Source organism: Microbacterium sp. BWR-S6Y, from assembly GCF_041379845.1.
In the GTDB taxonomy this organism is placed as follows: domain Bacteria; phylum Actinomycetota; class Actinomycetes; order Actinomycetales; family Microbacteriaceae; genus Microbacterium; species Microbacterium hydrothermale.
In genome coordinates this window covers 171,969-191,635 of the sequence record NZ_JBFECV010000005.1, presented here as the reverse complement: position 1 = coordinate 191,635, position 19,667 = coordinate 171,969, and the positions used below count along the sequence as shown (strand labels likewise).

Annotated in this window: 16 protein-coding genes and 1 pseudogene; 7 read left to right on the top strand and 10 right to left on the bottom strand. The window is 70.9% G+C overall.

Translation table 11 applies throughout. From position 1 onward, the window contains the following. Window positions 1-25: 25 nt before the first annotated feature. From AB1K56_RS12620 to AB1K56_RS12600, 5 genes are read right to left on the bottom strand one after another with little or no spacing between them, the layout of a single operon-like run. Complete coding sequence (locus AB1K56_RS12620) at window positions 26-1,432, bottom strand: FGGY-family carbohydrate kinase (protein WP_371205930.1); 1,407 nt, start codon at window positions 1,430-1,432, stop codon at window positions 26-28. After that, a complete protein-coding gene (locus AB1K56_RS12615; RefSeq protein ID WP_371205929.1) occupies window positions 1,432-2,895 on the bottom strand; it encodes an FAD-binding oxidoreductase in 1,464 nt (487 codons plus the stop codon). The genes AB1K56_RS12620 and AB1K56_RS12615 overlap by 1 nt, the downstream gene beginning before the upstream one ends. A 31-nt stretch (window positions 2,896-2,926) precedes the next feature. Beyond that, window positions 2,927-3,706: an SDR family oxidoreductase gene (locus AB1K56_RS12610; RefSeq protein WP_371205928.1), complete on the bottom strand. Its 780-nt coding sequence runs from the start codon at window positions 3,704-3,706 to the stop codon at window positions 2,927-2,929. Between the two features lie 4 nt (window positions 3,707-3,710). Beyond that, entirely contained in the window at window positions 3,711-5,189 is a 1,479-nt protein-coding gene (locus AB1K56_RS12605; RefSeq protein WP_371205927.1) for an NAD-dependent succinate-semialdehyde dehydrogenase, read from the bottom strand. Then, a complete protein-coding gene (locus AB1K56_RS12600; RefSeq protein ID WP_240752841.1) occupies window positions 5,186-6,115 on the bottom strand; it encodes an NAD(P)-dependent oxidoreductase in 930 nt (309 codons plus the stop codon). The genes AB1K56_RS12605 and AB1K56_RS12600 overlap by 4 nt, the downstream gene beginning before the upstream one ends. 154 nt (window positions 6,116-6,269) lie before the next feature. Between AB1K56_RS12600 and AB1K56_RS12595 the strand changes: the two genes are divergently transcribed. From AB1K56_RS12595 to fae, 6 genes are all read left to right on the top strand, one after another. After that, window positions 6,270-7,136, top strand: a complete 867-nt coding sequence (locus AB1K56_RS12595) for an IclR family transcriptional regulator (protein ID WP_136588014.1) — start codon at window positions 6,270-6,272, stop codon at window positions 7,134-7,136. 103 nt (window positions 7,137-7,239) lie between these two features. Then, the gene (locus AB1K56_RS12590) at window positions 7,240-7,905 is read left to right on the top strand and encodes an ABC transporter permease (RefSeq protein ID WP_136588013.1); all 666 of its coding nucleotides are present in this window, start codon (window positions 7,240-7,242) and stop codon (window positions 7,903-7,905) included. Beyond that, complete coding sequence (locus AB1K56_RS12585) at window positions 7,898-8,932, top strand: ABC transporter ATP-binding protein (RefSeq protein WP_371205926.1); 1,035 nt, start codon at window positions 7,898-7,900, stop codon at window positions 8,930-8,932. The genes AB1K56_RS12590 and AB1K56_RS12585 overlap by 8 nt, the downstream gene beginning before the upstream one ends. Further along, window positions 8,929-9,723: an ABC transporter permease gene (locus tag AB1K56_RS12580; protein ID WP_371205925.1), complete on the top strand. Its 795-nt coding sequence runs from the start codon at window positions 8,929-8,931 to the stop codon at window positions 9,721-9,723. Before AB1K56_RS12585 ends, AB1K56_RS12580 begins: the two co-directional genes overlap by 4 nt. A 52-nt stretch (window positions 9,724-9,775) precedes the next feature. Beyond that, window positions 9,776-10,723 (top strand): glycine betaine ABC transporter substrate-binding protein, encoded by a 948-nt coding sequence (locus AB1K56_RS12575; protein WP_371205924.1) that lies wholly within the window; start codon window positions 9,776-9,778, stop codon window positions 10,721-10,723. Further along, window positions 10,720-11,229, top strand: a complete 510-nt coding sequence (gene fae / locus AB1K56_RS12570; protein WP_136588009.1) for a formaldehyde-activating enzyme — start codon at window positions 10,720-10,722, stop codon at window positions 11,227-11,229. Before AB1K56_RS12575 ends, fae begins: the two co-directional genes overlap by 4 nt. A gap of 58 nt (window positions 11,230-11,287) precedes the next feature. Here fae and AB1K56_RS12565 read toward each other — a convergent pair whose 3' ends face one another. After that, a complete protein-coding gene (locus AB1K56_RS12565; RefSeq protein ID WP_371205999.1) occupies window positions 11,288-12,289 on the bottom strand; it encodes a GlxA family transcriptional regulator in 1,002 nt (333 codons plus the stop codon). Between the two features lie 87 nt (window positions 12,290-12,376). Here AB1K56_RS12565 and AB1K56_RS12560 point away from each other — a divergent pair, with 87 nt between their 5' ends. Then, complete coding sequence (locus AB1K56_RS12560; RefSeq protein ID WP_371205923.1) at window positions 12,377-12,619, top strand: hypothetical protein; 243 nt, start codon at window positions 12,377-12,379, stop codon at window positions 12,617-12,619. A gap of 73 nt (window positions 12,620-12,692) precedes the next feature. Here the strand turns inward: AB1K56_RS12560 and AB1K56_RS12555 are convergent, their stop codons facing one another. The 4 genes and pseudogenes from AB1K56_RS12555 to AB1K56_RS12540 form a co-directional block, all read right to left on the bottom strand. Next, window positions 12,693-13,991 (bottom strand): glycosyltransferase, encoded by a 1,299-nt coding sequence (locus AB1K56_RS12555; RefSeq protein WP_371205922.1) that lies wholly within the window; start codon window positions 13,989-13,991, stop codon window positions 12,693-12,695. 4 nt (window positions 13,992-13,995) lie between these two features. Then, the gene (locus AB1K56_RS12550) at window positions 13,996-15,237 is read right to left on the bottom strand and encodes a glycosyltransferase (protein ID WP_371205921.1); all 1,242 of its coding nucleotides are present in this window, start codon (window positions 15,235-15,237) and stop codon (window positions 13,996-13,998) included. A 418-nt stretch (window positions 15,238-15,655) separates the two neighbouring features. Next, a pseudogene (locus AB1K56_RS12545) lies at window positions 15,656-17,814 on the bottom strand (ABC transporter ATP-binding protein). Beyond that, window positions 17,811-19,538 (bottom strand): ABC transporter ATP-binding protein, encoded by a 1,728-nt coding sequence (locus tag AB1K56_RS12540; protein ID WP_371205920.1) that lies wholly within the window; start codon window positions 19,536-19,538, stop codon window positions 17,811-17,813. The pseudogene AB1K56_RS12545 and the gene AB1K56_RS12540 overlap by 4 nt, the downstream one beginning before the upstream one ends. Between the last annotated feature and the right edge of the window lie 129 nt (window positions 19,539-19,667).

Below are 19,667 nucleotides of genomic sequence, written 5' to 3'. Positions count from 1 at the left end.
CCGCGGCCGTTGTCCGGACGACGCGTCAGGCGCGCGCCGTGACCATCCAGTCCGACAGGTCGGCGACACGCGAACGGATGCCGCGGTGCCAGGGGCGGAGAGCCCGATAGGCGTCGGCGTGCACCCCGGGCCGCACGGGCGCGCCGGTTCCGGACATCGCCGCGACCGCGGCATCCCAGTCCGGATGAAGACCCGCGCCCACGGCCGCGCAGATCGCGGCGCCGATGCCCGCGGCGTCGTCGACGAGCGCGCGGCGCACGGGACGCCCGAGCACGTCGGCGACGATCTGCACGAGCAGGGACGACTGCGCCCCGCCACCGGTCACGATGACGCCGCTCGCGACGGGCCCGCGTTCACGCTCCATGTCGTCGATGTGGTCCGCCATCGTGAACGCGATGGCCTCCAGCACGGCGCGGTAGAGATGACCGCGCCCCTGCGCGCCCGAGAACCCGACGAAGGCACCGCGCCGGTTCGGTTCGTCGCCGGGCGCGAGCCAGTCCAGCACGGCGGCGACCCCGTCGCATCCGGGAGCGACCACCTCCGCCTCGGCGCCGAGGCTGCGGTCGAACGCGTAGATGTCGTCGTCGGGGGCGACCGGGTGCAGCAGGTCGCGCAACCAGCTCACGGTCCACATGCCGCGACGGATGCCGGTGGACTCCGCGAGGTACTGGCCCGGGCGGGAGCCGAAGTTCACCCAGTGCGCCGCTCCCCCACCGGGGGCATCGGCCACGGTCATCGCCGCGATGTAGGTGCCGAACGACAGCAGCACGTCGTCGGACGAGGCCAGGCCCGCACCGAGCGCCTCGACGGCCTTGTCGTTCGACGTCGCGAACACCGGCACGCCCGCGGGCAGGCCGGTCGCCGCCGCCGCCTCCGCGCTCACGCGGCCGAGTTCGGCACCGGGATCCACGAGCTCGCTGAGCAGCATGGGGTCCATGCCGGTCTGCGTCACGACATCCGGGTCCGACGACCACCGCCACGAGCGCTGGTCGATCGGCCACACCCCCTGATAGTTGCCGGCGGCGTCGCGGAATGCGCCCGTGAGACGGTGCGCGATGTATCCCGACGAGGTCGTCACGTGCGCAACGTCGGGCGCGGCGACGTGCGGACGCGCGACGCGCTCGTCCATCCAGCTCAACAGCGGCTCGGCGAGCATGCCGTCGGGGCGCATCAGCGCGCGGCAGAAGCGGATCGTGCACAGGCCGATGCCGACCACCTCGGCGGGGTCGCCGCCGAAGCGGTCCATCGCCAGGCGGCAGGCGCGCACGATCGAGTCCCACACGTCGTCGTCGGGATGGACGCTGCGCCCGGGCGCGGGCGTCGCGTAGGGTCGGAGCCCCACGCGCGCCTGCGCCCGCACGCGTCCCGTCTCGTCGACGACGAGCACCTTCGTCGACTGCGAGCCGTTGTCGATCGCGACGACGACGGGCATCAGCGCCCCAGGGCGAAGATCGTGCCGGGGTTCATGATGCCGTTCGGATCGAGGGCGGCCTTCATGCGCTCGAGCAGCACCACGGCGCTGCCGTGCTCCTCGTCGGTCCAGGCCGTGCGGTACTTGCCGATGCCGTGGTGGTGCACCATCGACCCGCCCAGGCGCAGCGCCTCTTCGACGACGATCGCGTTGAGGGGCTCGTGGTACTCGGTGATCTCGTCGCGCGGGTCGCAGTGGATGTCGTAGTCGTACACGAAGTAGAGGTTCGTGCCGGTCTGATAGCTGTGCGAGGAGTGCGCGCCGAGCATGGTCAGATCGGCGGCGCGGGGGAACTCGCGGCGCACGCGCTGCATGACGGATTCGTACAGCTCGACCACGCGCGACCAGTCGACCGACACCTCGGTCGTGTACCCGAGGTGGGCCTTCTCGAGCATCTCGCGCTTCTCGCGGTCGATCTTGTCCTGGCCCCAGTTCAGGTTGTCGAACCACGACGCGATCAGGGCGTCGTCGACGCGCTCGAGAGGCTTGCCCTCGGCCGCCTCGGCGATGGCCTCGGCGGTCGCGTCGGCGAGACGGCGCGGCCCCTCGGCGACCAGCACGACGACGCTCTTGCCCTCGTGGAAGTGGGCGAAGTGCTGACGGGCGTCCTCGGGCGAGTACACGCGCGCGACCGAGGGGCGGTAGCCCTGCGTGACGAGTTCGCGCAGCAGCTCGATGCCCGCGCCGAAGTCCTCGGTGAGGAATCCGAAGAACCGGTTGTTCTCGGGCGTGTAGGGCCAGATCTTGACCGTCACCTCGGTCACGAACGCCATCGCGCCCTCGTTGCCGATGATGAGGTGGCGGATGTCGGGACCCGCCGCGCGACGCGGCACGTTCTTGATGCGCGTGACCGTGCCGTCGGCCAGCACGGCCTCGAGCCCCAGGACCATGTCCTCGATCCCGCCGTAGAGCGTCGAGAACTGCCCGATCGAGCGCGTCGCGACCAGACCGCCGTACTGCGCGAGGGGCTTGGACTGCGGCGAGTGGCCGGTCGTGTACCCCTGCGCGCGCAGCTCGTCCTCGACGCGCTGCAGCCCGGCGCCGCACTGGACGGTGACCATCATGTCGACGGTGTCGATGTTCAGGATGCCGTCCATCCGCGATCCGTCGAGCACGATCGTGTCGGCGATCACCGTCTCGAGTCCTCCCTCGGTCGCCGTGCGACCGGTGCGCGGGACGATCGCGATCCGGTTCTCGTCCGCGAACCGCAGCACGGAGGCGACCTCCTCGGTCGAACGCGGGTACACGATGGCGGCGGGGAACGGCCCGTCGAAGATGCCGTGGACGGCGGAGTACTTCTTGAAGCGGTCGACGCTGGCTTCGCGCAGCTCGGCCTCACGGGTGTCGACGGCCTCGGCGCCGAGCAGGTCCGTGAGACGCGCGGCGATGTCGGAACGGGTCAGCGGGGAACGGGAATCGGCCATGTCGGTCTTCCTTGATCGAGGGGGTATCGGGTCAGCGCAGCAGGTAGCCGCCGTCGACGACGAGCGTGTGCCCGGTGACGTAGTCGCTGGCGCGGCTGGCGAGGAACACGACCGCGCCCATCAGATCGGCGGGGTCCCCCCACCGGCCCGCGGGGACGTGGTCGACGATGCGGGCGTTGGCCGCGGCATCCGATCGGGTCTTCTCGGTGAGGGCGGTCGCGAAGTATCCCGGAGCGACCGCGTTGACCTGGATGCCGAAACCGCCCAGCTCGTCGGCGTACGCCTTCGTGAACCCGACGATGCCGGCCTTGGATGCCGCGTACGCGGGCGACTGACGCCCGCCGAGGAACGAGAAGAGGGAGGCGATGTTGATGATCTTGCCGCGGCGATTCGGGATCATGACCTCGGCCGAGGCGCGGGCGAAGTCGAAGGCCGCGGTGAGGTTGACCGCGATCATCGGGTCCCACTTCGCGCGGTCGAAGGCGACGACGTCTTCGCTGAGGAGGTTGATGCCGGCCGAGTTGACGAGCACGTCGACCCCGCCGAAGCGGTCGACGCAGGCCGTCACGACCCGCTCGGGCTCGCCGGCGGCCGTGATGTCGGACTGCACGAACGCGTACTCGCGCCCGTGCGCCTCGATGAGCCTCGCCGTCTCGCCGTCGTCGTCAACGAGCGAGGGGACGAAGACGTTCGCTCCGGCCGCGGCGAGCGCGACCGAGAACGCGCGCCCGAGGCCCCCGTTGCCGCCCGTGACGATCGCGGTGCGACCGGCGAGCGAGAAGAAGTCGGTGGAGAAATCGGTGATGTCCATGCGATCAGGCGCTCCGGGAGGCGAAGGGGTCGGCGATGCCGACGTAGACGGTCTCGAGGTATTCGTGGATGCCCTCGGCTCCGCCCTCGCGGCCGAGGCCCGACTGCTTGACGCCGCCGAAGGGCGCGGCGGGGTTCGACACGACGCCGGCGTTCAGACCGAGCATCCCCGTCTCGAGGCGCTCCGCCAGGCGCAGGCCCCGATCGAGGTCGCGCGTGTAGGCGAAGCAGACCAGGCCGAACTCCGTGTCGTTGGCGAGGCGGACCGCCTCGTCCTCGTCGCGGAACGTGAGGATCGGGGCGACGGGGCCGAAGATCTCCTCGCGCAGGATGTCGGCGTCGGCGGGCACGTCGACCAGGACGGTCGGCTGGTAGAAGTAGCCGGGCCCGGGGATCGCGCTCCCGCCGACGGCGACGCGGGCGCCCTGCGCGACCGCTCCCTCGACCAGCGAGGCGACTTTGTCGCGCGTGGCGGCGTCGACGAGCGGCCCCACCGTCGAGGAGGGGTCGGTGCCGCGCGCGGGAACGAATGCGCCGATGCGGGCCGCGAAGCGCTCGGTGAACTCCGCGGCCACGGACTGGTGCACGAGGAAGCGGTTCGCGGCGACGCACGCCTCGCCGCCGTTGCGCATCTTCGTCAGCACGGCGCCCTCGACCGCGGCATCCAGGTCCGCGTCCTCGAAGACGAGGAAGGGCGCGTTTCCGCCGAGCTCCATCGACACGCGCAGCACCTGGGCGGCCGAGTCGGCGATCAGTCGCTGCCCGACACCGGTCGAGCCGGTGAACGAGAGCTTGCGCAGCCGCGGGTCCTGAACGAGCGGGCCGGTGACGGCTCCGGCGTGGGTGGTGGGGATGACGTTGAGCACGCCGTCCGGCAGCCCCGCCTCGCGCAGCACCTCGGTGAACAGCAGCGCCGTGAGGGGGGTGAGGGCGGCGGGCTTGAGCACCATCGTGCAGCCCGCCGCGATCGCGGGGGCGATCTTGCGCGTGGCCATCGCGAGGGGGAAGTTCCACGGCGTGATGAACAGGCACGGCCCCACGGGGCGCTGCACCACGAGCAGGCGGTTGCGACCGTCGGGGGCGACGGAGTACCGACCCGAGATGCGCGGGGCCTCTTCGCTGAACCAGCGGAGGAACTCCGCACCGTAGGCGACCTCGCCCCGCGCCTCGGCGAGAGGCTTTCCCATCTCGAGGGTCATGGCGAGAGCGAAGTCCTCGGCGCGGGCGGTGACGAGGTCGAACGCCCGGCGCAGGATCTCGGCGCGCTCGCGCGGAGCGGTGCGCCCCCACGACTCCTGCGCGCGGTGGGCGGCGGCCAGGGCGGCGTCGCCGTCGGCGACGCTCGCGTCGGCGACCGTGGCGAGCACGTCGCCCGTGGAGGGGTCGATGACGTCGAAGCGGTCCCCGGTGGATGCCGGGCGCCAGTCGCCGCCGATGAAGAGGTCGGTGGGCAGGGAGGCGACGAAGGCGCGCTCGTCGGTCATCGCGCGACCCCCGCGGTCGCCTGGGCGCGGCGCAGGGGCTCGCCGAGCAGGTCCTCGTAAAGGCGGAAGGGCGCCATCTCGCCCGCGCGCTCGCCGTACATGGCCTTGGCGCGGCGGAACTGCTGGTCGACGAGGCCCGAAAGCTCGTACGGCATCCCGACCGAGCGGGCCAGGTCGCTCGACAGCCCGAGATCCTTGCAGGCGAGAGCCAGCGCGAAGCCCTCGTCGTAGTCGCCGTGGTCGAGGATCGACAGCACGTCGTGCTCGACGAAGTTGCTGTTGGCGGGGCTGGCGACCAGGGCGCGGCGCAGCACCTCGAGGTCGACCCCGGCCTTGACGCCGACCGAGAGCACCTCGGCGGTGGCGATCAGGTGCGAGAACCACAGCTGGTTGATCATGAGCTTGACCGCGTAGCCGGCGCCGTGGCCGCCGACGTGCAGGATGCGCTCGGGCTCGCCCATCGCCTCGAACACCTCGCGCAGGCGCTCGACGTCGTCGGCCTCGCCGCCGATGAAGATCTGCAGGGTGCCGTTGGCCGCGCCGACCGACATGCCGCTGACGGGGGCGTCGAGCACGTGGAGGTCGGGGCGGTCGGCGCGGGCGCGCTCGGCCACCTCGGGCACCGAGGTCGACATGTCGACCCAGGTGCCGCCCTGCGGGAGGGCGCCGAGCAGTCCGTCGGGCCCGCGCAGCACCTGGTCGACGTGCCGCGGGGTGGGCAGCATCGTGATGACCAGGTCGGAGCGGGATGCCACCTCGGCGGCGGTGTCGACCCAGACGGCGCCGCGCGCGACGGCGTCGGCCGCCGCTTCGGGGCGGACGTCGGTGACGACGAGGGGGAAGCCGGATGCCTGGAGGTTGCGGGTCATCCCGCTGCCCATGCTGCCCAGGCCGATGAATCCGACGGTGAGTGTGCGCTTCGTCACGGGACCAGTCCTTGAGATCGTGGATCGGGGGCGGTGCGCTCCTGCGGCTCTCGTCTTCGAGCCCGCCAGTGGCGACCGCAGGGCCACGATAGAGGCAGGATGCCGTGTGAGCATCCCTTGATGTGAATATGGCAACGGGCTAGGGTTCCGGTCCATGACAGATGCCACGGCGACCCCGCGTCGCAATTCCTCGGGCCTGGCCCGCGACGTCGAGATCCTCGAGATCCTCGGATCCGCCGAAGCGGTCGCCGCCGGCGGGCTCGGTGTGTCGAGGGTCGCGCAGATCACGGGTCGCGACAAGGCCGTCGTCTCGCGCACGCTCGCGACCCTCGGCGACGCGGGTCTCGTCGACCGCGACGACAACACCCTCGCCTACCGACTGGGGGCGCGCCTGTACGCCCTCGCCGCCCTCACCGTCGAGAGCACCCTCACCCGCGAGTCCCAGCCGATCCTGCGCCGGGTGGCGCAGCGCGCCCGCGAGACGACGCACCTGTGCGTGCTGCGCGGCGGCAACGTGCTCACCATCGCCAGCGAGCTGAGCCCGCACGAGTTCCGCACGACCGGATGGGAGGGGATCACGACCGCCGCCTGGCGCACGCCCTCGGGGCGCGTCCTCCTGAGCGACTGGGACGACGACTCCCTCACCCGCTGGTACGCCGAGCACGGGCAGGACCAGGCGATCGTCGGGCCGGTGCCCCCGCACGCGGCGGGGTTCTCGGTGCTGCCGAGCCCACCCGCCGACCGACAGGTGGTCTCCGACCTCGAGAGCCTCCGCGCCGAGCTCGCCCGCATCCGGGCGAACGGGTACGCCCTGCTCGACGAGGAGCTCGAGCTCGGCGTCGTCGGCGCGAGCGCCCCCGTGCGCGATTTCACGGGACGCATCGTCGCCGCCCTGAACGTCAGCGCCCCCAAGACCCGCATCGGCGACCGTCTCGACGCTCTCGCCCGGTTCGTGGCATCCAGCGCGAAGGACCTCTCACGGGCCGTGGGCTTCGACGCGATCACCTCCGGGTCGCGCTGATTGCCATATGCACAACATCGGTTGAGGATAAGAACCCCCCAGCCGTACAGTCAGCCGCAGCCGTGAACCGCGGCCCATCTCGATGAGGAGAGGAGTGCGACGCATGTCCGACTTCGACCTCGGCGGACTCTTCACCTTCTGGGGCCGCCGCAGCGACGACATCGCCGAACTCGTGCTCCAGCACGTCGCCGTCGTCGTGCTGAGCATCGCCATCGCCGCCGTCATCGGCATCGCGATCGGCATCGCCGTGTGGAACCGCCCGGTCTCGCGCTCGGTCACGATCGCCGCCGCGGGCGTCGCCCTGACCATCCCGTCGCTGGCGCTGCTGGCCCTGCTGACCCCGGTGCTCGGACTCGGGTGGACGCCCACGGTGTTCTCGCTCGTGTTCTACTCGCTGCTGCCGATCGTGCGGAACACCGTCGTGGGACTGCGCGAGGTCCCGCCCGCGATCATGGAATCCGCCAAGGGTATGGGCATGTCACCCGCGCGGATCCTGCTGTCGGTGCAACTGCCGATCGCCTGGCCCATCATCCTCACCGGCGTCCGCGTCGCCGCGCAGCTGACCGTCGGCATCGCCGCCATCGCGGCCTACGTCGCCGGGCCGGGCCTCGGCCAGTTCATCTTCATGGGCCTGTCGTCGCTCGGTTCGCGCAACGCCCTCAATTTCGCGCTCACCGGAACGCTCGGCGTCATCGTCCTGGCGCTGCTCCTGGATGCCGCCTTCGTCTTCATCACCCGCGTCACCACCTCAAGGGGGCTCCGTGTCTGACACCACCACCACTTCCCGACCGGCCGCCGCGAGCGACTCCTCGGGGGTCGGCATCCGCCTCGACAGCGTGACCAAGGTCTATCCCGGTCAGCCCACCCCCGCGGTCGACGCATTCTCGATGACCGTCGAGCCGGGCGAGCTCATCATGTTCGTCGGGCCCTCGGGCTGCGGCAAGACGACGACCATGAAGATGATCAACCGCATCATCGAGCCCACCTCGGGCACCATCTCGATCGACGGCCGCGACGTGCTCTCACTCGATCCGAACGAGCTGCGTCGGCACATCGGCTACGTCATCCAGCAGATCGGCCTCTTCCCGCACATGACGATCGGCGAGAACATCGCCGTCGTCCCGAAGCTCCTCGGCTGGTCGAAGAAGCGCACCGCCGACCGCGTCGAAGAGCTGCTCGAGACCGTTCAGCTCAGCGGCGACTTCGCCCAGCGCTACCCGCGGCAGCTCTCGGGAGGCCAGCAGCAGCGCGTCGGCGTCGCACGCGCCCTCGCCGCCGATCCGCCCGTCATGCTGATGGACGAGCCCTTCGGCGCGACCGACCCCATCACCCGCGAGCGTCTGCAGGCCGAGTTCCTGCGCCTGCAGGAGTCCATCGGCAAGACGATCATCTTCGTCACCCACGACTTCGACGAGGCCATCCGCCTGGGCGACCGCATCGCCGTGCTGTCCGAGCGCAGCCGCATCGAGCAGTTCGACACCCCCGCCGCGATCCTGGCCGCTCCGGCCAACGACTACGTGCGCTCGTTCATCGGGCACGGCGCGGCCCTCAAGCGCCTCGCGCTCATCCCCGTCGGCGAGGCTCCCCTGGGTCCGGTGACGGATGCCGGAGCCGCCCGCGTCTCGGTCGCCGACAACCTGCGCGACGCCCTGGACCTGCTCGTGGTCACCGGTTCCCCATCGGTCGCCGTCGTCGACCGCGAGGGTCGGGCCGTGGGCTCCCTGACGATGGAGCGCATCTCGGCCGCCCTCGGCGTCGAGGTCGCCGACATCTCCCGCCCGGGCGGCGTGCGATGACCACCGTCACCACCGAGACCCAGAGCATCGGCGCCGCACGCCTGGCGGCCTCGCGCCGTCAGCGCGGCGGACGGCGCCTCTGGAAGCGCTTCGTCACCCCCGCGGTGGTCGTGGTCCTGCTCCTCGCGCTGTACCTGTGGGTGTCGTCGCTGCCGCTCGACTCGATCGAACAGCGCACCCTCAACGCCGACTACCTGTTCCTGCGCATCGGCGAGCACCTCAGCCTCACCGTGGCGGCGTCGGCCCTGGTGGCGGTGCTCGCCATCCCGGTCGGCATCCTGCTCGCGAAGACCCCGTCGCGCACGGTCAAGGCGATCGTGCTCGCGCTAGCGAACATCGGCCAGGCGACACCGGCCGTCGGTGTCGTGATCCTTCTCGCGATCATCTGGCAGACCGGGTACACCACCGCCCTCGTCGCCCTCGTGATCTACGCGTTCCTGCCCGTGCTGCGCAACACCATGATCGGCATCGAGCAGGTCGACGGCGCGATCCGCGAGTCGGCGCGGGGCATGGGGATGACCCCCGTGCAGGTGCTCGCCCGGATCGAACTCCCCCTCGCCGTGCCGGTGATCCTTGCGGGGCTTCGCACCGCGCTGGTGTTCTGCGTCGGCGTGGCCACCATCGCCACCTTCATCAACGCCGGCGGGCTCGGCGACATGATCGTCAACGGTCTCAAGCTCCAGCGCTACCCCGTGCTCGTCACCGGTGCCGTGCTCGTGGCCTGCATCGCTCTGCTCATCGACTGGGTCGCCGGCGTCGCCGAAGACCTGCTGACCCCCAAGGGCATCTGAGCCCCCACCGTCCCTGCATCACCCACCGCACTCACCACCCTTAGGAGACACAATGAAGCGTCGTCCGCTTCTCTCGCTGACCGCCGTCGCGGCCCTCGGCGTCCTGGCCCTCACCGCCTGTTCGGGCGGCTCGTCCGGCTCCGGCTCCGCCGCCGGCGGCAGCGACGAACTCGCCGGACTCACCGGGCAGATCGGCTCGAAGGACTTCTCCGAGCAATACATCCTGGCCCACATCACCACGCAGCTCCTCAACGCCCGCGGGGCCGATGTCGAGGCCAACACCAAGCTCGTCGGCTCGGCCAACGTCCGTCAGGCTCTCGAGACCGACGAGTTCCTGGGGTACTGGGAGTACACCGGCACCTCGTGGATCACCTACAACGGCAACACCGCGCCCGTGCCCGGGGCCGAGGCGCAGTTCACCGCCACCAAGGAGGCCGACGCGGCGAAGGGCATCGCGTGGCTCGACCCGGCTCCGCTCAACAACACCTACGCCTTCGCGATCCGCGCCGACAAGGCCGAGGAGCTCGGCGTCAAGACACTCTCCGACGTCGCGAAGCTCCCCGCGAACGAGCAGACCTTCTGCATCGAGAGCGAGTTCTCCACCCGTGACGACGGCTGGCCGGGCCTGAAGACCGCGTACGGCTTGAACGTGCCCGACTCCAACGTGGCGCTGCTCGACACCGGCGTGATCTACACCGCGACGCAGAAGGGCGACGACTGCAACTTCGGCGAGGTCTTCCAGACCGACGGTCGCATCCCCGCGCTTGATCTCGTCGTGCTGCAGGACGACAAGGAGTTCTTCCCCGTCTACCAGGGCGCCTTCACCCTCAAGCAGTCGACGCTCGAGAAGTACCCGGCGATCGCCGACGTGATCGCCGAGATCTCGCCGCTGCTGACCACCGAGGAGATGCAGAAGCTCAACGCCCTCGTCGACGTCGACGGCGAAGACCCCGAGGACGTCGCCACCGACTGGCTCAAGGAGCAGGGACTCGTCGGATGAGCCTCGACGTGCAGATCGGCGAGAGCTTCGTCGGCGAAGGGGCGCACGCCGCGCACATCAACACGGTGCTCGGGCATCGCGACGGCCCCGCCGGCACCGCCTGGGCCACGGCTCTCGCGACGCCGAGCGCGGGGCACGTCCCCTTCGTGGCGGTGCTGCGTCCGTCCCTGCCCGTCAAGCCGCTGACCCTCTTCGTCACCAAGTCGGCGCCCGAAAGCGACGCCCACGGGCTGCTGATCTGGGGGCCGGCGCAAGCCGGGGTGGCATCCGGGATCGCCGATGCCGTCGCCGACGGAGAGATCCCCGCCGAGTGGGCCGACACCCACGCGGTGATCGCGGCGGTGTGGGTCAACCCGGCCGCCACCGATGCGGAGCAGATCTACCGCAACAACCGCCAGGCGGCGCGTGAGGCGATCCGCAACGGCGCCCGTTCGCTGCCCGCGACCGAGGACGTTCTCGCCGCGCGCACCGCACCGTCGAATCCGTTCTTCACCCCCGCGTCCTGACGCATCCCGCAATGGCCCCGCCCCTTCTCCGGGCGGGGCCGTTGCGCGCGCTCGGTGGTCAGGCCGGAATCGCCTCCGCGACGGCGGGGACGGAACCGGATGCCGCGTCCGCGGCGCACGAGAACCTCGCCCGGTACGCCGTCGGCGTCAGCCCCATCGTGCGCGCGAAGTTCTGCCGCAGCACCGCGGCCGACCCGAAACCGCACTCCGCGGCGATGCGGTCGAGACCGAGGTCGGTCTCCTCCAGCAGGCGTTGCGCGTGCAGCAGACGCTGGCGCGCCAGCCACGCCGCGGGCGTCGCGCCGAGATCGGCCTTGAAGCGACGCGCGAAGGTGCGCGGCGACATGTGGGCGCGAGCGGCGAGACGATCGACCGACAGCTCGGCGCCCAGGTTCTGCAGCATCCACTCGGTGACCGGCGCGAGGGAGAGCGAGGTGTCGATCGGGATCGGCGAGGCGATGAACTGCGCCTGACCGCCGTCGCGCTGCGGGGCGACGACCATCCGCCGGGCGATGCGGTTGGCGAGTTCGGAACCGAGCTCTTGGCGGAGCAGGTGCAGGCAGGCGTCCAGCCCCGCGGCCGTGCCGGCGCTGGTGATGATGTTGTCGGACTGCACGTAGAGCACGTCGGGATCGACGTCGATCCGCGGGTACATGCGCGCCATCGTGTCGGCGTAGCGCCAGTGGGTGGTCGCGCGCTTGCCGTCGAGCACCCCGGCTGCCGCGATCACGAACGCCCCGCTGCACACGCTGAGCAGCCACGCGCCGCGGGCGTGCGCGGCACGGACCACCTCGACGACGCGCTCGTCGACGCGATCCCATTGCGCGCGGGGGATCGGTGCGAGCACGAGGATGTCGACGTCGCGCGCGGCCTCCAGACCGTGCTCGACGTTCAGCGAGAAGCCGATGTTCGCGGGGACGACGCCCGGGTCGGGGGCGACGATGCGGAAGTCGAAGTTCGGGATGCCGTCGTCGCTGCGATCGAGACCGAAGGCCTCGCACGCGAGCCCGAATTCGAACGGGGCGAACCCCGGCTGGACGACGACGGCGACCGAGCGCATGCGCACCTCCGGTGTGGCAGGAATCTTGCGAAGTGCGTCCATCATGCCACTCGTCGGCATGATTCCTCTACCCGTAGCTTTTCTGCCATGGCATATTTCATCGCTCTCGGCTTCCTGTCCCTCGCCGGAATCATCGGCACGGTGTGGCTGATGCGCACCGATGGGTACGGCCGCATCCCCACCGATCCGACCCGGATCCCCGCCGCCGCACCCCGCGAGAGCGCGGCATCCGCGTCGACCGCGAGCCGCGACGAGGCGAAACCGCTCCCCTCCCCCGCGGCCGAGACCTCGCGCGCGGCTCGACCCGCGCGTCCGGCCGGAGCCCACTAGCTCCGCCCCGAAGACGCCACGGCCACGCCTCCCGTCCGACGCGCGCGCCGCCCCGGCAGATGGGATCCGGGTCTCAGCGACCGGTGCGGACGGCCCGCTCGTACACCCCGACCATCGCCGCGGTGCGGGACGACTGGCGGAACCGCTCCGCGATCGAGGGGTGCGGTCGCACGGGCGATCCCGCGGCGATGTCGGCGGCGGCGCGACGCAGGGCCTCCGCGAGCGCGGGCACCGTGGCATCCGTCACCGCCCAGACCCCGCCGCCGAGCTCGGCCGCGATGTCGGGATCGCTCACGACGGCGGGGGTCCCGAGCGACGCCGCCTCGAAGACCGTCATGCCCTGCGTCTCGAAGCCGATCGACGTCTGCACCACCGCGTCGGCGTCGGCGAGGCGCGCGAGGGTCTCGGCGTAGGGCAGTCGTCCGGCGAAGGTGACCGCCGCCGTCGGCCGGGCCCGCTCGACGAACCGCCGCGCGGCGGCGAGCTGCGCGCCCCCGCCGATGACCTCGACCTCGGCATCGATCCCGGATGCCGCAACGGCCTCGAGGAAGGGCAGCAGGCGCTTCTCGGGGCTCATGCGCCCGAGCCAGACGAAGCGCGGACGGCCGGGGCGGCGCGCGGAGGGGCCGAAGGCGAGGGCGGCGTCGAGCACATCGTCGTCGATGCCGTTCCAGATGACGTCGACCGACGCGGCCACCCCGTGCTGTTCCAGGCGGCGCGCGAAGTGTGCGGAGGGCGCCGTGACCGCGCGCGAGAGACGGGCCAGCCGATGCAGGAAGGCCCACCCGTCGACGCGCGACGACGAAGCGGCCGACGGTGAGCTCGCGGAATCGCGCGGATCAGCCCCGTCCTCATCGCGCGCCGGCGCGGAACCGGGATCACGGCGGGCCGATGGCTGAGCCCCGTTCCGCGACCGCACGGCGGGCAGCGCGCGGCGGGCCCACGCGTTGAGCGCGCGGAGCACCAGGCCGGGGAACGGCGCGGTCGCCTCGATCCCGACGTCGACACGGTTGTGCATCGTGTGCACCACGGGCAGCCCGTGCCGGGCCGCATACCGGTGGCCGATGAACGCGCCCCAGAAGTCCGCCTGCACGTGCACGACGTCGACCGGGAGGCGCGCCCCCATCTCGGCATCCAGGAACCGATCCGTGCGCGCGCCCGGCCACGTGAGCGCGTACTCGCGGTCGGGGGTGATGGCGATCGAGGGGAGGTCGAGGTAGGCCGGATCGTCGGATGCCGGGCGGTGGAGGCGCGGAGCGACGACGGTGACCACGTGCCCGGCGCGTTCGAGGAACCGCTTCTGCAGGCGCATCGACACCTGCGCACCGCCGAGCGACTCGAGGTGCTGGTCGGCGAACATCACCACGTGCACGCGGTCACTCCGGCAGCGGGCGACCGCGATACAGCGCTTCGAACGTGTCGAGGGTGCGGGTGATGTCGTGCACGGCGACGGCGTCGAGCGACGCCTGCTGCATGCGACGGCGCTCCTCGGGCGCCGCGGTGAGTACGTCGGTCAGGCGCGCGGCGAGCTCGTCGGCATCGCCCGGGGTGAAGAGGTAGCCGTTCTCGCCCTCGTGCACGAGGTGCGGCAGGGCGACGGCGTTCGCGGCCACGATCGGCAGACCGGATGCCATGGCCTCCATCGTCGCGATCGACTGCAGCTCCGCGATCGAGGCGATCGCGAAGACGCTCGCGCGCGAGTACAGGTCGCGGAGGTCGTCGTCGGAGGCGTGTCCGTGGAAGGTCACGCGGGCGGCGACGCCGAGCTGCTGCGCGAGGGCCTCGAGCTTGGCGCGCTGGTCGCCGCCGCCGACGATGTCGAAGGTGACGTCGAGCGCGGGGTCGAGCTTCGCGAGGGCGGCCAGCACCACGTCGATGTGCTTCTCGGTGGTCAGTCGGCCGACGAAGAGGATGCGGTTGGCGTCGCGCGGGGTGAGGTCGGGCCGGTAGTTCGAGCGGTCGATGCCGCACGAGATCGGGATGACCCCGTCGATGTCGATCGTCGACTCGAGGAAGTCTGCCGCCTTGCGCGTGGGCGTGGTCACGGCGCGCGTCATCTTGAAGGTGCGCTCGGCGTCGGCCCACGCGAGCTTGACGAAGATGCGGTCGAGCCAGTCGGGCAGCGTCGTGAAGTCGAGGATGTTCTCGGCCATGACGTGATTGGTGGCGACGACCGGGATGCCGCGCTTGCGCGCCTCGCGGGCGAGACCGCGCCCGATCACGATGTGCGACTGGATGTGCACGACGTCAGGCTTGATCTCGTCGAGGACGATGCGGGCGTAGTGCTTGGAGCGCCACGGCAGCACGTAGGTGATCCAGTCGTGCGGCAGGAAGCGGAACGCCGGCAGCCGGTGCATCATCATCGGCTGCCCCTCGATTGTCTCGATCGCGGTGCCGGCGTTACGGTGACCGATGCTCGGCGCGGCGACGTGGACGTCATGTCCCCGGGCGACGAGGCCCGCCGCGAGGCGCTCGGCGAAGCGTGCGGCGCCGTTGACGTGGGGCAGGAACGTGTCGGCGCCGATGAGGATCTTGAGCGGACGGTCGGCGGTCGCGCCGGAGGAGGGGGACGCGGCGGAGGGCGCGGGATCGTCGGCGGGCGTCGCAGGAGTGGTCACGAGTGGTGAGGCCTATTCTGTGCGGCGGGCGGTTCGCATGATGCGGTGCATGCGTCCGTCCACTGTACCCGGGCGGGTTTTGCCCTCCCGGGAGCCGCTCACAGGCGCGGGGAGGTGAACCGTATCCGCCCCCTCATCGAGCGGGCAGCGGCTCGGGCGAGCGGCGGCTCGGGCGGGCGGCGGCTCGGGCGAGCGGCGGCTCGGGCGGGCGGCGGCTCGGGCGAGCGGCGCCGCGCTGCGGGCGGCGGCTCGGGCGGGCGGCGCCGCGCTGCGGGTGCCACCCCGGCTCGGGAGCGTGCCCGCGCTGCGGGCGCGACCCCGACTCGGGAGTCGTAGCCGCGCCGCGGGCGCGACCCCGACTCGGGAGCGTGGCCGCGCTACGGGCACGACCCCGACTCGACAGCGCAACCCGGCCCCGTCAGCGACCCTCCGTCGACGGGGAACCGTTCGCCGGACGCGGTGGACCATCGACCCCCGCGGGGACGACCACCTCAGATGCCGCCGCCGCCATCGCCGAGACCGCTTCACTGTCTCCACTGACGGGCGCACGCCGCTGGTCGGGGTGCTGCGCTGTCGACTCGGCCGCGTCGAGGTCGGCCGCAGCCTGCTCGAACTGCGACCGGTAGAGCCGGTAGTACGCGCCCTGCGCGGCGATGAGCTCGTCGTGCGTGCCCTTCTCGACGATGTCGCCGTGCTCCATCACGAGGATGAGGTCGGCGTCGCGGATCGTGGAGAGCCGGTGGGCGATGACGAAGGACGTGCGACCCTCGCGCAGCGCGGCCATGGCCTGCTGCAGGAGGAGCTCGGTGCGTGTGTCGACGGACGACGTCGCCTCGTCGAGGATCAGCACCGACGGCCGGGCGACGAAGGCCCGGGCGATCGTGATGAGCTGCTTCTCTCCCGCCGAGACGTTCGCGGCGTCTTCGTCGAGGACGGTGTCGTAGCCCTCCGGCAGGGAGTGCACGAACTGGTCGACTCGGGTGGCCACCGCGGCCTCGACGATCTCGTCATCGGTGGCGCTCTCGCGGCCGTAGCGGATGTTGTCGCGGATGGATCCCGCGAACAGCCACGGATCCTGCAGCACCATGCCCGTGCGCGAGCGCACGTCGTCGCGCCGCAGTTCGGCGATGTCTTGGCCGTCGAGCAGGATGCGCCCGCCGTCGAGTTCGTAGAACCGCATGATGAGGTTGACCAGGGTGGTCTTGCCGGCCCCGGTGGGTCCGACGATCGCGACGGTCTGGCCGGGTTCGACCCGGAACGACAGGTCGGTGATGAGGGGTCGCTCCGGCGTGTACGAGAAGCGCACGTTCTCGAACTCGATGACACCGCGACCCTCTGGCGCGGCGGGTGCGTCTGCCGCGTCGGCCTCCTGCTCGTCGGCGTCGAGCAGGGCGAAGACGCGCTCCGCCGAGGCGGTGCCCGACTGCACGACGGCGGCCATGCCGCCCAGCTGCGACAGCGGCTGCGTGAACTGCTGGGAGTACTGGATGAACGCCTGCACGTCACCGAGACGGATCTGTCCGCCCGCCACCATCAGTCCGCCGAGGACGGCGATGCCGACGTAGGTGAGGTTTCCGACGAACATCATGCCCGGCATGATCATGCCGGAGAGGAACTGGGCCGTGAAGCTCGCCCGGTAGAGCTCCTCGTTCTCGATCTCGAACTTCTCGCGCGCGTCCTTCTCGCGCCCGTAGACCTTGACCAGCGCGTGCCCCGAGAACGACTCCTCGACGCGGGCGTTGAGACGGCCGACCTTCTTCCACTGCTCGCCGAACGCCTTCTGCGACTTCGGGCCGATGACGCCGAAGATCACGGCCATCAGCGGGAGCGACACCAGCGCGACGAGCGCGAGCTGCCACGAGATCGTGAACATCATGATGAGCACGCCGACGACCGTCAGCACCGAGGTCAGGGCGCTCGAGAGCGACTGCTGCATGGTCTGCGTGATGTTGTCGATGTCGTTCGTCACGCGCGAGACAGCTCTCCGCGCTGCACCTTGTCGAAGTACGACAGGGGCAGGCGGTTGATCTTCGCCTCGACGTCTTCGCGCAGCCGCCACATCGTGCGCACCATGATGACGTTGATCACGTAGCCCTGGATCCACGAGAGCAGCGACGATCCGACGTAGATCGCCAGCACGGTCACGATCACGACGCGCAGCGCGTCGAAGTCGACTCCCGCGCCGACCTGGAAGGTGTTCATCGCCGAGACGATGTTGGCGATGTCGGTCTGCCCCGAGGCGCGCAGCGCCTCGACGACGGTCTCTTTCGAGGTGCCGGCGGGGAAGGCCTCGCCCAGCCCGCGCGACACCACGCCCTCGAAGATGATGTTGGTCGCATCGCCCAGCACGCGGGGCGCGAGCACGGCGAGCACGACGCCGAGCGCGCCGAGGGCGGACACCAGTGCGAATGCCCAGGCGTAGGGTCGCAGCAGGCCGATCATGCGCCGGAAGCTCGGCCCGAACGCCGCCGCTTTGCCCGGGGCGACGCTGTTCCAGTCGCCCGAGTTCTGCCGCGCCTGCTCGGCGAGCTCGAGCTCGGCGCGGTCTTCGTCGGTGAGGGCGTCGGGCGCGCTCATGCTTCCACTCCCAGCTGCGATTCGACGATCTCTCTGTAGGTGGGACTCGTGCGCAACAGCTCGTCGTGCGTGCCGAGTCCGGCCATCCGCCCGTCTTCGAGCACGACGATGCGGTCGGCCCCCGTGATGGTCGAGACGCGCTGCGCGACCACGATCTTCGTCACCTCCGGCAGCTCCTCCCACAGCGCCGCCCGCAGTCGCGCGTCGGTGGTCAGGTCGAGGGCCGAGAAGGAGTCGTCGAAGACGAGAACGCGCGGCCGGTGCACGATGGCCCGGGCGATCGCGAGACGCTGACGCTGCCCGCCCGAGACGTTCGTTCCGCCCTGCGCGATGCGCCCCTCGAGCTGGCCGTCCATGGCCTCGACGAAGTCGCGCCCCTGCGCGATCTCGAGCGCGCGCCACAGCTCGTCGTCGGTGGCGTCTTCGCGCCCGAACCGGAGGTTGGAGGCCACGGTGCCGCTGAACAGGAACGGCCGCTGCGGAACGAGCCCGATGCCCTTCCACAGTTCGTCGAGATCGGCCTCGCGCACGTCGACCCCGCCCACGCGCACCGCGCCGCCGGTCACGTCGAACAGACGCGGGATGAGTGAGACGAGGGTCGTCTTGCCCGAACCGGTGGAGCCGACGATCGCGACGGTCTCGCCGGGCTCCGCGCGGAAGGAGACGCCCGCGACCACCGGGGACTCCGCCCCCGGGTACGCGAACGACACGTCGTCGAACTCCACGGCTCCGGGCTCGGGGAAAGAGCGGACGGGAACGTCGGGGCGCGTGAGCGTCGAGCGGCTGTCGAGCACCTCGCCGATGCGCTCGGCGGAGACGGCGGCGCGCGGGATCATCACCGTCATGAAGCTCGCCATGAGCACACCGCCGAGAATCTGCGCGACGTACTGGATGAAGGCGAAGAGAGTGCCGATCTCGACCCCTCCGGCGTCGACCTGGATGCCACCGAACCAGATCACGCCCACGACCGTGACGTTCAGCACGAGCATGGCGAGCGGGAAGAGGAGCACGAAGAGAGAGCCGACCTTGCGGCCGACGACGAGGATGTCGGTGTTCGCCCGACGGAAGCGCTCCTCTTCGATGCGCTCGCGCACGAACGCCCGCACCACGCGGACTCCCGTCAGCTGCTCGCGCATGACCCGGTTCACGCCGTCGAGCTTGGACTGGTAGCTGCGGAAGAGCGGCACCATCCGGGCGATGATGAGACCGGCGGCGACCAGCAGCACCGGCACCGCGACGGCGATCAGCCAACTGAGCCCGACGTCTTGCTGCAGCGCCATGACGACGCCGCCGATCGCGAGCAGCGGAGCGCTCACCAGCATGGTGGCGCCCATCATCGCGAGCATCTGCACCTGCTGCACGTCGTTGGTGTTGCGTGTGATGAGGGATCCGGCCCCGAACTGCGACAGCTCGCGCTCGGAGAAACCGCTCACGCGTTCGAAGACGTCACGGCGGATGTCGCGGCCGGCGGCCATCGCGGCGCGCGCGGCGAAGTAGGTGGCGATCACGGATGCCACGATCTGCCCGAGCGAGATCGCGAGCATGAACCCGCCGCGCGACCAGATGAACCCGGTGTCGCCCCGCGCGACGCCGAGGTTGATGATGTCGGCATTCAGACGCGGGAGGTAGAGCGTCGCCATGGCCGAGGCGGCCTGGAACACCAGGATGGCGACCAACAGCCACCGGTACCTCGACAGGTAGCGGATGAGGAGTTTGCCGAGCACGGGACCCTCCGGAGGTTCGATCGCGGTCGCGATGACCGCAGATCTCAGCCTGGCACCGACCTCCGACATCGGCGACACTTTCGCGCGCGAGAGCGTTCTCTGCTCGCGAACGCCACCCCGCGGCAACCT